General features: G+C 43.2%; 9 protein-coding genes. 5 read left to right on the forward strand and 4 right to left on the reverse strand.

What is annotated here, in order from left to right; translation table 11 throughout:
- Positions 1-963 carry a thiamine-phosphate kinase gene (gene thiL / locus ANPL_RS02640; RefSeq protein WP_169193229.1) on the forward strand — a complete coding sequence of 321 codons (963 nt, stop codon included), beginning with the start codon at positions 1-3 and terminating at the stop codon, positions 961-963.
- A 21-nt stretch (positions 964-984) separates the two neighbouring features.
- Here the strand turns inward: thiL and ANPL_RS02645 are convergent, their stop codons facing one another.
- The 4 genes from ANPL_RS02645 to ANPL_RS02660 form a co-directional block, all read right to left on the reverse strand.
- The gene (locus ANPL_RS02645) at positions 985-2,007 is read right to left on the reverse strand and encodes an NAD(P)/FAD-dependent oxidoreductase (protein WP_169193230.1); all 1,023 of its coding nucleotides are present in this window, start codon (positions 2,005-2,007) and stop codon (positions 985-987) included.
- A 71-nt stretch (positions 2,008-2,078) separates the two neighbouring features.
- Complete coding sequence (locus ANPL_RS02650) at positions 2,079-3,413, reverse strand: TldD/PmbA family protein (protein ID WP_169193231.1); 1,335 nt, start codon at positions 3,411-3,413, stop codon at positions 2,079-2,081.
- Positions 3,414-3,431: 18 nt separating this feature from the next.
- Positions 3,432-4,031: a GTP cyclohydrolase I gene (gene folE / locus ANPL_RS02655; RefSeq protein ID WP_169193232.1), complete on the reverse strand. Its 600-nt coding sequence runs from the start codon at positions 4,029-4,031 to the stop codon at positions 3,432-3,434.
- A 3-nt stretch (positions 4,032-4,034) separates the two neighbouring features.
- On the reverse strand, positions 4,035-4,898 hold the full coding sequence (locus ANPL_RS02660; protein WP_169193233.1) for a F0F1 ATP synthase subunit gamma: 864 nt from the start codon (positions 4,896-4,898) through the stop codon (positions 4,035-4,037).
- Between the two features lie 891 nt (positions 4,899-5,789).
- Between ANPL_RS02660 and ANPL_RS02665 the strand changes: the two genes are divergently transcribed.
- The 4 genes from ANPL_RS02665 (at position 5,790) to ANPL_RS02680 (ending at position 15,040) form a co-directional block, all read left to right on the forward strand.
- Positions 5,790-8,276: a hypothetical protein gene (locus ANPL_RS02665; protein WP_169193234.1), complete on the forward strand. Its 2,487-nt coding sequence runs from the start codon at positions 5,790-5,792 to the stop codon at positions 8,274-8,276.
- Between the two features lie 466 nt (positions 8,277-8,742).
- Entirely contained in the window at positions 8,743-11,193 is a 2,451-nt protein-coding gene (locus tag ANPL_RS02670; protein ID WP_169193235.1) for a hypothetical protein, read from the forward strand.
- An 18-nt stretch (positions 11,194-11,211) separates the two neighbouring features.
- Positions 11,212-13,476 carry a hypothetical protein gene (locus ANPL_RS02675; RefSeq protein WP_169193236.1) on the forward strand — a complete coding sequence of 755 codons (2,265 nt, stop codon included), beginning with the start codon at positions 11,212-11,214 and terminating at the stop codon, positions 13,474-13,476.
- 634 nt (positions 13,477-14,110) lie between these two features.
- Positions 14,111-15,040 carry a hypothetical protein gene (locus ANPL_RS02680; protein WP_169193237.1) on the forward strand — a complete coding sequence of 310 codons (930 nt, stop codon included), beginning with the start codon at positions 14,111-14,113 and terminating at the stop codon, positions 15,038-15,040.
- The last annotated feature ends 1,268 nt before the right edge of the window (positions 15,041-16,308 follow it).

Raw genomic sequence — 16,308 nt, forward strand, 5'->3', positions numbered from 1 at the left:
ATGAACGAGCACGGTGCCATCGAGAAGTACATCCGTCCCCTGTTGCGAGGTAGAGGTGATGACTACGTCACTAGTCAGGACGATGCTGCACAGGTTTTCTTCCACAAGTCTTCTATAGTAGTGACAAAGGATTTACTGGTGGAGGGTGTGCATTTCCTGAGTGGAAGTGATCCAAAACTTTTAGCTAAAAAGGCGCTTAGAGTTAACCTGTCAGATCTTGCTTCCATGGGATCTACTCCCCATTCATATCTTTTGGGACTATCTCTTCCTAAGGGAACTACTGAAAAATGGTGGAAGAAGTTTACCGAAGGTCTCAAAGAAGACAACTCTCTTTTTTCTATAAACCTCGTGGGGGGAGATGTTACCTCTAATGGATCAAGCGTGATTGTCATAAGTATCACAGCTTTGGGAATTCTCCAGAACAGGATTTTAACCAGAGACAATGCAAAAGTAGGCGATTATCTATATGTTAGCGGAACGATAGGAGATGCTGCTTTAGGTTTAATGGCCTATCAAGAAAAGATATCTGGAAAATGTATATACCTGAAAAAAAGGTATGACCTACCTATCCCGAGGGTGAATCTATCGACTTCAATGGCCACCTTTGCTTCGGCTTGTATTGATATCTCAGATGGGCTACTACAAGATGTGCAGAAAATGTGCAAAATCTCCCGGGTTGGAGCAACTATCGAGGCTTCAAAAATTCCATTATCTGAAGAAGCGCGCGCAGCTTTGCAATCTAACAAAAAACTCTTTGAAGGTGTTGTAACCGGAGGAGATGATTATGAACTGGCATTTACTGTTCCACCAGAAAGTTGCGCACAAGTTGAACAGTTAGCAAAAAACCTAGATGTAAGTATTTCAAAGATCGGGACTATAACATCTGAGCCAGATGTTCATATCCTTGATGAGAATAACAACAAAATCGCCATATCGAAACAGGGATACGTACACACCTTCTAAAACACAGAATAGCAACCAACGTTAAATCGTGGGAATCCCCTTTGTAGTGGAATAAACGAAATTCAGCGGGGCATCAGGAAACAACACGCTCCTTATATCTTGACATGCAAGCGACGCCTCTGAAAATCCCACCAAAATAAGCTTTATTTTGCAAGCATAAGAAGCAACGTCTCCTATTGCATATATTCTACTTCTTCTTGTTCTACATGTAGATTGTTCTACTGGTATTTGATAGCCTTCCACCCCTAAATCCCAGTTTACTATTGGTCCTAGATTTGCCGATATACCAAAAAATGGCAGTAAATAGTCTGCCTCTATTTCCTTCTCTTCCTTTGTTGAAATGTTACTAACTACAACGTTATGGAGAATGCCATTTTCTCCAGCAAGTCCTGCAAGCTGATAAGGAACTAAGATGTCTATTGAACCGCTTCCTGATAATTCCTCCAATTCCTTCAAGGTACTAGGAGCACAGCGAAAGGAGCGCCTTCTATGAACCACATATAGCTTTTCCGCAACCTTAGCGAGATTTGCAGCCCAATCAGCAGCACTGTCCCCTCCCCCAGCAATTACTACTTTCTTGCCACTAAACTTCTCTATTTCTCTAACACTGTAAAATATAGACTTTCCTTCATATTCTAATATCCCATCAATGGGAGGGCGATTGGGGCCAAATCTCCCAGCGCCTGCAGCTATAATAAGGGCTTTGCAGCGTATTCTGGTTCTTTTATTGGTAACAATAATAAAACCTTCGTTTTCCTCTGTGATGCTTTCAACAATCTCCCCAAGTACATAAAAAGGCTTGAAAGGAGCTGCTTGTTTATAGAGGCTATCTACCAAATCCTGAGCTTTTATTTCAGGATATCCCGGTATGTCATAAATAGGCTTTTCTGGATACAAAACAGAACATTGCCCCCCTATAACATCCAGCGCGTCTACAACGCAAGAGGTCATACCTAGCATACCTGCCTGGAAGACTGCAAAAAGGCCAACTGGCCCGCCCCCAACTATTGCCACATCACAAGAAGTACAAACCTGCACGTCCATCCCCACTTACCCTCATGGACCAACAATATCGATATACTGCCACATTGCAAAGTTTTTCGCACTCTCGGATATCAGTCAGTTCCAGAAACAACCATCTCTGAAAACCTCAGCGTAGGAGAATTTACGGACTTAAGTAAAACCAGATCATTAGCTGCACGCATGCTCGAAAACATGCTTGCAAGGTTTCCAGCAACGGTAACCCCATGCACAGGATACGAGATCGAACCGTTATCTATAATAAACCCAAAAGCTCCTTGACTGTAGTCACCCGTGGTTAAATTAATTCCAAAACCGAAAAGATCAGTAATATATAGGCCATATTTTATATCTGATATCAATTCAGAAACGGAAATACCTGAGGGTTCTATAAAAAAATTGCTCACCTTTGGACTCACCGAGGCATTAGAGCTCCTAGATGCGTTGCCAGTTGTATTTAAAGACAACCTCTTCGCTGTACGCATGTCCAGAATCCAGCTTTTCAAGATTCCATTCTCAACTACATTTTTCCTTTTGCTCATTATCCCCTCGCCATCAAAAGGCCTTGAGGATATACCCCCTATTACCAATGGATCATCAACAATACAGATGTCATCCCTAAAAATTTTTTCCCCCATCTTGGCTGATAAAAAAGACGTCTTATTAGCAACTGCTTCACCATTAATCGCAGCTGCAAAATTGCTCAACAAAGAGGAAGCAACCCTATTCTCAAAGACAATGGGCATTCTACATGTCTTGATATCCCTTGCATTGAGCCTTTTCAAAGTCCTATTAGCAGCCTCTCTGCCCAGCGTTTTAGGATCTTCTAAATCACTGAACTTACTTTTTACTGAGAAACTATAATCAACCTCCATCTTGTTGTTTTCTGAAGCTACAGTGGAGATATAAGCTGAAAAGCACGATCTCTTATATGAACCATAAAAACCCTTTGTGCTCACCAGAGCTACTTCAGTTGTTGCTTTGGCAAAATTTACTTCTTCTGTATTTACCACACGACTATCAGTAGCTAGAGCTTCTTCTTCTATAGTAGTCAGAATCTCTCTCATTTTTCCTACGTCTACGACAGTATCGTCGCACATCATGAGCTCCTCACCACTATCCGCATAAGACCCCGCCTCTTCGCTGAGCGAAAAATACGGATCTTCAGGAGATAAGTCGGCTATGGAAACTGCAGTATCTATTAGATCTGCTATTCCCTCAATGTCATTAGAAGAGATACAAGCGTGCTTCTTGTCACCAACCACAACACGTACACCTATTTGGACTCCACGGTCCTGTACCATTTCTTCAGGTTTCAGCAATCGCTGAGAAACAGAGATAGAATCCTGCTTACTTACGACAACCTCCCCTTCAACTCCCTTCCCTTTTATGAGCTTGATAACATCTTCTGCAGCGTTTAAGATATCCAAAACATACTCCCAATCAATCTACAATCCCAGTTTAAGCCTAGTAAAAAACTCGCGGCGCAACTCATTGTTATCTTTGAAAACGCCTAACATATGGCTAGTCTGAAACCTGAAACCAGATGTCCACATCTTCTTTATATCGCATTCAACACACATGTGTTCCCCCTCAATAAGCACGGCAACACCTATGGGATCAAGCACTTTTTCTAATAGCTCCGCTACCTGAACGGTCATCCTTTCTTGCAATTGCAATCTCCTAGAAAAACCGTCTACTATCTTTTTTATCCGCCCTATACCAAGGATTTTCTCCCTAGGAATATAAGCAATGTTCGCTGTCCCCTGAACTGAGCTGAAATGGTGTTCACAATTTGAAGAGAAGCCAACTCCTTTGGCTACTATCATATCTGTGTATCCGGCGTCGTTAGAAAGAACTGCACCCTTGGATACTGCATCTTCATCGAATCCATACCCGCTAAAGGTCTTCTTATACATATCCAAGACCCTACTAGGTGTCATCAGTAGGCCATCACGCTCCGCGGAATCCCCGATCCACTTAATTAATACCCTGACTGCATCTTCGGCTTGCTCTCTTGAGGGTGGGCACGATACATCAACCGACATAATTCACCCCAGAGCTTCACATCCACTAACTACTTCTATAAGATCAGTTGTTATAGATGCCTGCCTTGAACGGTTATAATCAAGCACAAGCCTTTCCAACATACTTTGCGTATTTGTATTAGCAGACTCCATAGAGATCATTCGACAACAATGCTCACAAGTCACACTGTTGCACAGTGCAAGATAGAATCTCCCCATAAAGTCCTGCATCCAAAGCATCTTCTGAATTTCTGAAAGTGACGGATCATAAGAACATAGTTCGTCCCCAATGCCGTCCTTTTCATCTCCCTCAGCAGAATACTCTAAATCATCCGGGTTACTTATTGATAAAATATCTTCTACGATCTGTTCGTGATCGTTTATCGTGTTAAATTTGCTGTATAGAACAGAAACCTTACTGAAACTCCAAAAATCAATCCCCAGCGAATAGAGAAACCCCTTAAAGGAAAGAAAGCTCATGCCCTTTGGTTGTGGCACAACCGCCAATACTTTTCCATAACTTTCCACGGTGCTGCGAACGGAATCATAGGCCTTTTTCCCGACAAAAAGAAAGCTCACATCCTTCTCGCTCAACGAGCCCATATGCTCTCTTAGATACTTTGCGATGGAGTAGTTATACCCCCCACACAATCCTCTATCTGAGGAGAAAACAACAATGAGCCTTCCCTTAGCGTTTTCCAGAACTATCTTCCCCCGTGTGCTGTTGCAGGCTTCGCCCCCAAGCTTTGCACAATACTCCCGGGCACTTGCTAAGTTATTCCTAGCAACACGAAACTTAGACGCAGAAATCATCTGCATCACCCTAGTAGTTTTTTGTATAGATTTTACGCTCCGTATCCTTAAGGAGAGAGCCTTCTGACTTGCCATAACAATACCAAATCCCAGCAATTTCAGTATATGAGCTTTTAGTACGTGTACAAGTCCTAAAAAATAGCAAACATTCCTAAAACAGCAATCGCGCATGAGTTAAGTGATATGGCTGAAGCAGAGAAACACTTTGGCATCTTCCCATACTGCAAACGTTGCAACCAGAAGCAATGCAATTCACCCAAAAACTGTTTCTCATAGTAAAATCACGGGATTGAATGTTAGTATAACGATATTGAGTGCTTCACCCTACTTTATTTTTCTTATGTAATGCACAACCCAAGGCGGAGTGAAAGTGAAAATGTAAGCTATTACGGTAAATTAAATGTAGCAGAAGACTTGAAATTACAAAAGAGTTCCTTTGCTCAGGTGGTAAGTAGTGATGGGAAAAGGAGGCTATTTGACAAAAATTCAGACAATCAACCACTACACCATACGGTCAAGTCACAAGTAAACTGACTATGACACTCACTGCTAATAGCTATTTTTAGGAGCACGTACGAAGATATGAATAGTGAAGGCATATATGTGGAAAAGCCATTATTAATTACGTGCAGCGAAATCCTCTGAACAGTACAATTATTGATCTTCAGAAAGATAAACAAAAAACCTAATCTCTTGAATTTCTAATAAAACTGTAATACACACTGAGGATTCCTTTCCGTTGTGCTTAGCACGGTTGCACATTGCGTGTCTAAACTGAGACTGGCAATTTTAGTACTTTGACGCTACCGTGATTAGGTGGAGAGGGCATAAATACATCTGGTGTTTTGCGCAAAAATACAATTGCGCCTTGCATATTATGGAATCATGCAGCATAAATGGTGTGCTATGCGTGCTTTCTCGCGGCACGCACGAATGCCAAAATGACACTTTAATGACGTGGTTAAAATGTACGCCAAAGCAAAAAACAAAGAAACTTCGTTAGGAATTGACGCTTCTGCTAAAAGGTTAAGTGCTGTAGCAACTGGTCTTGTCATCGCTGGCACGGTTCTTATTATATGCGCGACTGCTGCTGCTCTCTCTTACCATCTATATTGTATGAGAAGGAACGCTTTACCGTTTGGCTACAGCCTAGGTAAGTTGTACTTATTCCTATCTGCGGCGGTGCTCACTGTTACCGGGATCCTCGTCTGTGGAATAATAGCATATGCGTTTCGTAGGCGCTCCGTGCTTTTAGGGTATATGCCCATAGAGGAAGAAACACACGCTGCTACAGAAGATCCCAATGACTGTGGCGCTCTCAAACAACAGGATGCGAGCCTCCGGACATCAGATGAGCATGATGAGAACTGCTTTTCATGTATGCCCGATACAATGGAGGATCATATTCCTGAAAGGTCACTAAATGTTCTGGAACGGTCCGATGAGCATGTTCAAGGGAAGCCTGTGCAGGAAGAAAGGAAAAAAGAGGATTTGTGCGTTGCTCATGCAAATGCGGCAGCCTCTGTACCCAAATTTAACAGTGATGGCAGCGTAGAACCGGCATCTAGGCATATTGCGAGCGGGCTCTTTGATTACGCAATTTTTGCGCTAAATAGCGCTGATATAGGTGAAGAGCAGCTTAATGATATAGAGAAGAAAAAGTTCAAAGAAGTAGTACCGACAAGTCTGCAAAATAGAAAGATTCGTGCAGAAAGGAATGCGGTTAATTCACCATTTAGAATAGTTACTTACTCTCCTAGAGATGGGTATCCAATCCTAACTCAGGATGTGCAAATTATTCGTAGAGTTAGGTTGCCTTTTGGGTGGCGGGTAAACATTGGTGCGGACGTCATGATCGAGATACCCAGGGGTTCTGCTAGAAAGCCGGCAGATTTTGTTAATTCCAATGTTTTTTATAATGTCGACATGCCAGTTACGTACTGCAACCTTCTGAAACTGATGTTTTCGTATCAGGCTATTAGAAGTGGCGAAACAGAAAGGCTTTTCATAAGATACTTGAGGTTCTACTATAGCGAGTTATGGGAATTTGCTATAGAGATAAAAGATGAAGAGAGACGCAAAACACATTTGACGGGGTTTGATATAAATGGGGCGCTTTATTGCAGCCCTATAGGAGCCAGGTTCGTTGCGGATATTGCGCAAAATTACGCTAGTTTTAAGGTGTTTATGCAGGAATATAAGAGCGATGAAGAAACTCGTGTTCTTTTTGCCTTCCTCGAATCGGTCAGGCTGTGTACACCCAGTAGCTTTGCTCACCCGGCAGATGTTAGATCAGGGCTTCTGTATGAGGCAATGTGTGCTATCTATGGGCTGTCCTGCAGAAAAAGCAATCCTCTATTCATCGAGCGAGGTCTAAAGCCTGCAGTGTTGATGACGTTGCATTACATGTTTTACTTCCAGGAGACTCTGAGAAAGGCACTTATCATCAATGCAATTTTAGAAGAAACGTTTACTTCAGAGGCGGAATCCTCCTTCCTCTGCAGCCAGATTTATTACCTGAAGAATAGTGTGAAAACAATGCTCAGTGTTTATGATGCTAAAGCAGATAGAAGTACTTTTGACAGAGTGGTCCAAGATTTATATTCTGCCAGCGAGGAGAATAAACATCTGTTAGCGGCAATGGCATTATCCCCTGGCGGAACTAGGCTTGGCCTTACGGCTGCACTTGAAGCTGTCAGTGGCTACACAGAAAGATTGGAAGAGTTTCGAAGGTTAAAGGACTTGGCGGCGAGTCCAAGTTCTTGCTTTGCACTTAGCTCTGATTTGAACACATCAAAGCCCAATGATGTTTTTAACTGTATTCCGGATGTTTTTAACTGTATTCCGTATGCTGTCGTTTCTACTATCGAGTGTTTAGAAGGAGAGGAAAAGGCAAGTGTAATTTTCGATTCTGGTGAGGGCTCAAGGGATGTTAAGGGTTTGCTAGTTCTGTATAGAAACATGACACGTTTGGTAGATTCTTACTTCTTGGAATGTATATGGCCCTATAGAAAAGGTTATATTGGCCGTGGCTTCTATCGAGAAATCATGAATAGCAAGGCAAGGGGCATGTACGTACTTCCCGTGAAGGAAGAGTTTATTGGTATAAGGAAGATACTTTCAGGTGGTTGCGAAGAATATTATAGTACCAATAAAGATGCTGATAGAAACACGGGAGAAAGTAATTTACAAAATGCAGAAGCTTCTGCCTATGAAAAAGGCGCACCTAGAGTGAGTTGCGGGGAAACAGCAAGGTGGGAGGAAGTTATGGCATCAGATGCTGCAAGTTCTGTACAACAGCTTGAGCCCACAACAAAAATACAGAAGACACTGATGGAATCCAGTAACGAAAATATTGTTGATTTTTCTTTTTCTAGTGGTAAGCCATCGCGTAGTGTTAACAAGGTCTCTATTAGTGGCACTTCTGACCAAAGCAAAAGAGTAACACAGTAAATTTAGCAGAATAGCTTAGGGAAAGCTGCTCTTCTCACTTATGGCCTGTGGGAATGTGTGCGCTTTCCTTTTCCACCATGAATGAGATCTCTATCTATAGGCGTCGACCCCATGCAAATTTCTATGGCACATACACAACTGCAAATCGGCGTTTGGCTCCTCAATCCATTCCTTGCAAAGGAAATAAGTTGATTTCTTAACAAGATTGACGCTATCATGTGGCCGAAAGGGTTAATTGTATTAATAAAAATAAACCACTTTATGGATATGTGTTTTTACGTCCTTGTGCCCTCTTCTGGCGCGGATAGATATTCACAATATATCTTATAAACTAAGGTCCTTATACACATCTCATCTGCCGATTGCAAAAGGAGGCAGCTGTCGTATTAACAATAATGGTTTATTGCCCAGAATTGTTTTCAACATAAAGATAAAAATTTTAAGTAAATTGAATAAAGGAACCAAGATGAGAAGGGATAGATTAAGTGCAGGTGTTCTATGGGGAATGGGAATTCTACTAACACTTGCTGCTGCCGTATGTGCAATGGCTTTGATGCTTGCAGAGAGGTTGAGGCTAGGAAAAGAAAGGATAGTACTTCTCTCGTGGGTTTTCGGTGCTTTGGTTAGTGCTTTGTTTTTCATCTGCACCGTCTCAATCTTGACGCATTACCTAAAAATAATGAGTGAAAGACGGACAGAATTGGAGGGTAGGCAGAAAGAGTTACAAGATGAACATCGGGAGTTCTCACACGATGTTGAGAATGAACAAATCACTAGTGGACAGAGCCCTGTCGAAATGAGTAGAAACGCTGAAAATATGGCTTCAGCCCAGAAAGTGGCAGCGGATAACTTGACAGAAACTGTTCTGAGGAGTGACAGCGTAATAACTGCTGATAGCGATAGAGATGAGATAGAAGCTGTTGAAATTGAAGATTCTGACGCCATACCTTCACCAGCTGTAATATTGGTTCCAGCAGATGCAGCTGGCCCATCTATGAGCACAAGCGAAGCGCCACTTGTAGAAGATAGAGAAAGCGGTGATATGGCAAGTTCATTGAATGCCCTAGCGAGAGTTGATCATAGCAATACAACTAACAGGGAAATTATCACTCATGCATCTGGATCAGTTGACCCAAAAAAAGCGCCACATGTATTTTCCTTTCACCATGATAACTACTGCCGAGGGGATAATCCCCCTGAAGCCGTAAATAGGAAGCGTGTTGTGGTTATAGAGGTCCCTGAAACTGACAGAAGGAAGTTTTCAGACTTGATGAACTTATTCGAAACACCTAGTAGTGGCTTCATGGGTCTCAGTAGGAGCTACAGTACAAAACATTCCTATGAATTCAAGTTTTTGCGCCCTGAGAGTCACTGGTATTTAGTAAATAAAGTCATGGATTTAAAGGGCTTAGAAGCAACAAGTGACATGAAGATCTATCTGTCCCTTGCTTCTACGAAATCACTGCGTGAAGAGGTGATTAGAATTACAGAACGAAAGTTTGAAGATGCTACTGCTATTAGGGTTGTATTTCCAAAAAATAAGGCCCCTTTTCTCCGTATAACATCTTGTGAGAACCAAAGAAGTGAGATACTCACGAAAATATATAACGATTATTTCCTCAAGGGCGATGAACGAGGAGATGAATTTTTTAAAAGATATGCACGCCTTCTAATGTCATGTATTTCAATGCACGCTGAAACGGCATCATACTGGATAAGCCACGCTACCTTGGCTAGTACAATAGGCAGCAAACATGAAATGCCCCGAGAATATCAGAAACAGCTTGAAAAGGGAACAGATTCTATTACTGCTCCTTTAGAGCCTCTAGGTACCAGCATGGGTTTTGATATTATTAACAACCATAATGTATTCCGCGGAATCATACAGTATTGGAGGCGTACAAAACTCTCGCGTGGTGACAATAGAACTTTGGAAACAAGGATTTTAAACACATTCATTCAGAATAGTATAAAGTTTTCGAAGGATATGCCTAAACATTACAATATGCCCACTGCGGGGTTTTTAAAGTTTCTGCTTTCGACAATGTCTTCTCCTATGGAGCTTCCAGAATATTTTGTTGAAGGACCAAAATTAGAGGACGTAATCACAATGGACAGGCAATATCTATTTGCGTGCTTTGATATAGAAAACGGAAAGACCTTTGCTGATGCTCTAGAAAAAAGACAAAATAAACAGGGAACTTGCTTGCACATCCTATCTCTACTCTACTCTGGAAAAGCTTTTGAGCTTGTACGTATCTTGAATGAAAGCGCAGATAACGTTTGGATAGCAGCCTTTCTCCTAACTGCTGCTAAGAATGGCACTTTGCCGGGGCAAAGCTCCCCAATTTTCCAAAATAATTTCTTTAGAAAATTTAATGATTCTTTCACTTACTGCGTTATAAGAAACAAGGTAAGTGAATGTTTGCGCAATACCTATCAAGCTCAAACAAACAGCAGTGATCATCATGTACGAAGAAATGATGAAGCTTTAGAAGAGGATGAGGTAGACTTAGAAGGAGCGATGCTTGACAGGCAAGTTGTGTCATGGAGAGAAAGGGGCCCAGAAACGTGGCCATCTGAGTTTGTACAAACCTTACATAATCTTGCTTATGGACAAGAGTTACACAATCTCCTAAACTTTATTAACGGAGAGGTAATATTGTCAACCGATGGGCAATCAACACTATCAAGTGTTTTGCAGAAATTAGCTGGAAGGTCAATAGAATCAATGGCCAGCAATCCAATATGGAATCAAGGATGTAGAGAGAAAACAGTAGAACACGACTTTTCGCTTGAATTAGGTAAAAAGTCAATTCTGTTTCATGACACAACAGAAAGACCTAGCAGTGCTATTACTTCCCACGTAATTGAAGAACAACATGCTAGTACTGCTGCAGAACTTCACTGCAGTTAAAGTAAAGTCGTTATTGCATTGCTCTTTATTGCAGAGCAAGCCGATGACAACGAGAAAGAATGCTTGCTTAAACACACTGTGTTGGTCGCAGCTCTCTCCGGAGTACTAAGTGATAATCAGAGTCCGCAACATAGGATGGCCATCGAGGATATACTGACTGCGGAAGTTAAATCTGCTCGTGGTGTTGTTAATGAAATGTATGTCAGAAAGGGACTCTTGATCGAAGATGGAGTCTTTAGTAGTGTTGTGAATAAAGAGCTTGTGCATTATATATTCGCTGATGCCCTAGCTATCCTAGATCCAACACAGTACACTGCGCCGCATTGTGTGCGCATTTCTTATGCGTTTAAGGCTGAACTTATGCTCACAGTGAGCGCTACTAAAGCCATTGCAGAGCTTCTAGAAACAACTCCTATCCTCGCGGTCACTGTACCACGTAAAAACTCATTGCCGATGTACAAAAAGAACGTCGCCAGTATGGTGAAACGCCTAGTAGCATTGGCTGCTGCTCTTAGCAGAACACCTAATGTCCCAGGCACAGAGGCTAAAAAGGAAATACAAAAAACAGCAAAGGGAATTTACAAATCTGCTATGGCCTTTGCAAAAAAGACATCGAAAAACGTGTATGCACAAAAAGAATTAATAGAATCCGCCCGCCTTGCTGAAGTAGAGAGCCGCTCCTTTTATCATTTTGCAACTTTGTATTCCGCAAAATATACTACTGATGCTGCGTACAGTACTACAAGAACATATTTAACCCGATCCATTAGCGGAGCAAAGTCGTCCGGCATCGAAGCATGCGCGGAGCTACAGCACGAAGGGATAGTGAATGCCGGGGGTTGCAGCACAGATATTACTCGCGTACATGCAACGCACAGCTATGTGGATCGCGTTATGTTTAACAAACATAACTTATCGCCGGATCGCATCGGGGAAATTTTGCTGAGCGTTGCGGCTGAACTCAAGAAAGTCTGCGGCGCTTACGAGCGAGCTATTGATGCAGTATCTGCAGTGAGTGTGGCAGAATCTAAAAAAGGCAATCCGAGAAGTCTCGAAAACGATCTTCTAGAAGCTATCACTGCGCTGTTAACCATGCAAGAGGAAGTGCGACACCTGTGTGTTCGTGGAAACACAGATTTGCTAGGGGCATGCATAGTTGAGCTTGGAAAATGTGTAAAAGCAGTGCAAGTTCCTGTGCGCAATGGCAGAGAAAGAGAAGTCTGTCACACCCCTGAGGTGAGTGTTATAAACACCCTTTATGGCGACACAATGAATGCTATAGCGCACGCTTTAATAGCGTTTTCAAATAGTTGCGAGATAGGAAGCTCGTGGAAGGAGCATGCATCACTAGAAGAAACTGCCGTTATGGTGTCCGCCGTGGCGGATCTTCTTGATTCTGCTTATAATGCCTTCCAGCGGGATGAGCTAGCAGCGCATATTTTAAAACGTGTTAAACATGCCCGGGAAGCGATTGCCGGAGGCAACTTATCAGTCCCTGTAGGGCAAAGCGCATACAACAACGACCGAACGCTAGTGACATTGATGTGTGACTTCGTCCTCGCGGTATTGGGATCAGAAAAGCATAAGCTATCACTAGTGCACTATAGCGATTTTGTTAGGTTTAATCTACTGCATGTAAAATATTTAACTGGGTCGGTGAGAGAGGCGCTATTGTCAGTCGATGGTAACTTACAGGATATATTAAAGCAGCACGTAGTGGATGTACTCGATGTTCTGTGCTCGTTGGAAACGGAGCTTAATAAAGCGACGCCGCTTACTGATGCAAGACTGCAAGACGTACAAGATACTGCGCGTCGTACTGCAGAACATTTGCATGTCGTGGAGCAAGGCCTAGCTTCATGTAGTAATGCGCCAAAAATTCTGTCATACTACGTGCAAAGGGCATTGGCAGCGTGTAAAGCCTGCAACAATGTTCCTATTGCGGTGTCCGCCGACCCTGAAACTATTGATAATACAGGATCTGTGCTCAGGAAACTTTTGGTGAGTAAGAATGTAGTGACAAGGGCCCTTCCAAATCTTAGCAGCTCCCATGCAAATTCTGCTGGCACTGCAGGGTTGTTATTATACAGTGATGCTGTAGAAATGCTCAGCGCCGAAGAGACAGCGTATGGCGCTTGCACTCAAGTACTTGACAGGAGCGATAATAAGGTCGGTCATGGCAAACCCGGTCAACATTCTCAGGGTCATAATGAGTCACCAAGTTCACGGATAGATTTAACCAGTTCACTTCATAAAACGCAGCACTCCATAACCTTACGCTAGCATTAGATCACACTGCACCGGTGCAGTTAAACTAGCAGCATGGAGATCTATAGGTTAGTGCGTGCCCCACCACCTTATGGAACAGCTAACGCGTTTTGTGCTTCATTGGCAGCAGCGCGGCAGACCACGGTTTTAATGATGATTCGCGCATTGAATGCAATACTCTATCATGCACCTGCCCCACACTTCACTTTACTACGTAATAAACACCTGATGCTGGAAAGCCTTAGGTGAGGGTTAAGATACGATTTCCATGCTTACTCTGGAAATAACATCAAGTCGTGTAACCACGTACCTCTATTTCGTATCTCCTGGGTTAAACCTTTTCCTATGGCTGATTACATAATGAAAGGGGATAAGTATCCCCCTTTCGCCAACACGACATTACGCTGTTAGCATATAGACACTCGCGAGGTAATAATATATACTCTACGTGGTGTGTGCTGGCATGGTTATTCGTTTAGAGCCTGTGCTGGGCTGTGTTCCTGAACGGTGTACTGGCATGGTGGTAGTGAGGCTTTTCCCTCATGCCACAGCTGTCGAAAGTCGGCAGTGGTGAGCATGCATCAAATACGTTCTATGTGCTTTGCGAGAGCATTTTGAAATCTTTGACAACAGATACGGGGGAGGGAGAATGGTATCTCAAATCACAAAAGCAAATCTAAAAATACGTAAGCAGAGGGGAAAAGACCGCTGTGCCTATGTTTTGTCAGCCGCAAGACACGAAATTAAAAACGGTTTGCGCAAGACTGAAGAAACTGTTACTGGCTTGCTTGCTCAGCGAGAATCTAGTCAGACTGCACGGTGTGCTGTAATAGCCAAGAGTCCAAGTACTTCTAAATGTACTGAAAATAACCAAACGCTGGATGCCAACCCACATGGCAGGAAGAGGTTTGGACATGTTACGGCAGCAAATCTAAAAATACGTAAGCAGAGGGGAAAAGACCGCTGTGCCTATGTTTTGTCAGCCGCAAGACACGAAATTAAAAACGGTTTGCGCAAGACTGAAGAAACTGTTACTGGCTTGCTTGCTCAGCGAGAATCTAGTCAGACTGCACGGTGTGCTGTAATAGCCAAGAGTCCAAGTACTTCTAAATGTACTGAAAATAACCAAACGCTGGATGCCAACCCACATGGCAGGAAGAGGTTTGGACATGTTACGGCGACAGTACGAGGCGGAAGTTTTGTAAAAAGCTCGGAAATGCTCAGCGATGACAAATTTCAAAGTGAGAGAGGCTGTACAGAAAACTGCGATGTGGAAGTACACAGACTAGATGCGTTAGGGAATGGTCTGAATGGGGTATTTGGAAGTAACTTGAATTGTGGTGCTAACAATTCTATATCTGGAAGCACAGGAGTAAGTGGCAGAAGTAGCGTGCTGATAGGAGGTAGCACCGGCTGCGTCGCCACGCGTCACAACACATCTGTGCCAGCACCATTGTTGAAGGCGCTAGCACATCTGGGGCGGCGCAGCCGCAGTTACGATGGAGCGCGCTGTAGCGTTCTCCATAGAAGAGACTGCACCCACTCCCTAAGTTACGTGGAAAGTCCATACGCGCTATAGGGTTGACCTGCTCGGGGTAGATACGTATACCGCGGGGTGTGCCTGTGGCGCTTAGTAGTGTGGAGCAGGTGTTTTTCGTTGAGTTTCGCCGAGTAGTGGGGCATGAGCTCTGCTGCGTGTCCAGCTTGGTTACAACGGAAATACAGCGTGTTATGTGCGTGTTTAGGTGGCACTTTCGCTGTTGGCAGAGCAGCCGTCTGGGGGCTTGTGGAGCGTAGCGTAGGAATGGCTAATGCAGTGGGTGGCAAGGCGCTTTAACGGCAGTAATTGAAGTTCTCTCTCACTCCGAAAGTTGTCTGCGGTCTAAGCACTGGGTGGCTGTGTGTGGTGCAGGAGGCTGCAGGGTCACAAAGCTAGTTTCTGCAGGGTTACTAACACCAAGCACCGGATCTTACTGTAGTTTAGAACATTTTAGAAAATAACATGGAGCGAAATCTCCCAGCCTAAACCACAGCAACTAGGGCTAAGAGAACTCCGCATAAAAGGCTCACAAATGTCAACCATGCACTCATAGATGGGACCATATATGGACAAAAGGATGCCCCGTAGATGTCTTCAGAATTTTGGGCGGCGTAATATCGGAATTGAGCTCCACGCAAGTGGTCATGAATACAGTGAGGTACCAGCTGTCTTGATGGCTATTACGGCTATTCTAGATAATGAAATGATTGGTCGGTTGGTTGAGTGTGATATCGGTCGAATGCGTTACCTGGAGCACCAATTACTTGAGCAACTTGTTGTTCTAACAAGTTGTGTAAGCTCTTTTTTCGCTTCAGAAGTACATAATACAGCTGGCATGCTGAGCGTGAGAAATGCTCTGGTAGACTTGAGCGCGTGCATCCAATCCATCCAAAAATGGATAGCCCAAGCACGGGAAGTCCCCCGTTTTCAAATCTTATCATCGCATGCACTGCATCATGCAGAAAACAAGTGTAAAAACCGTTCAAGCTGCGACCCGCCGCGTTTTTTTAAGTGTAGCTGCAAATACACTTATCGATGTTGCTACTGATACTGGCGTTTCCCCAAATTACAAGAAAATCCTCTCGAGCCAGGCTTTAACACTTGCTTCATGGGCAGGCATAATTGACTAGATCAGTGCCAACCATCTTATAGAAGCAGCAGAGATGTAGTTTGCGAGCACATTAAGTACGTAATGAGCGTAATAGACGCGCTAACCAAAGACAAAAATGCAGTAAGCTTTTATTCCAAGAATAGAACAGCACGTGTTATTTCCAACCTTGTCACCCCTACACTCAGAATTATCGCTT

Origin of the sequence: Anaplasma platys (genome assembly GCF_012790675.1) — a bacterium.
Classification (GTDB): domain Bacteria; phylum Pseudomonadota; class Alphaproteobacteria; order Rickettsiales; family Anaplasmataceae; genus Anaplasma; species Anaplasma platys.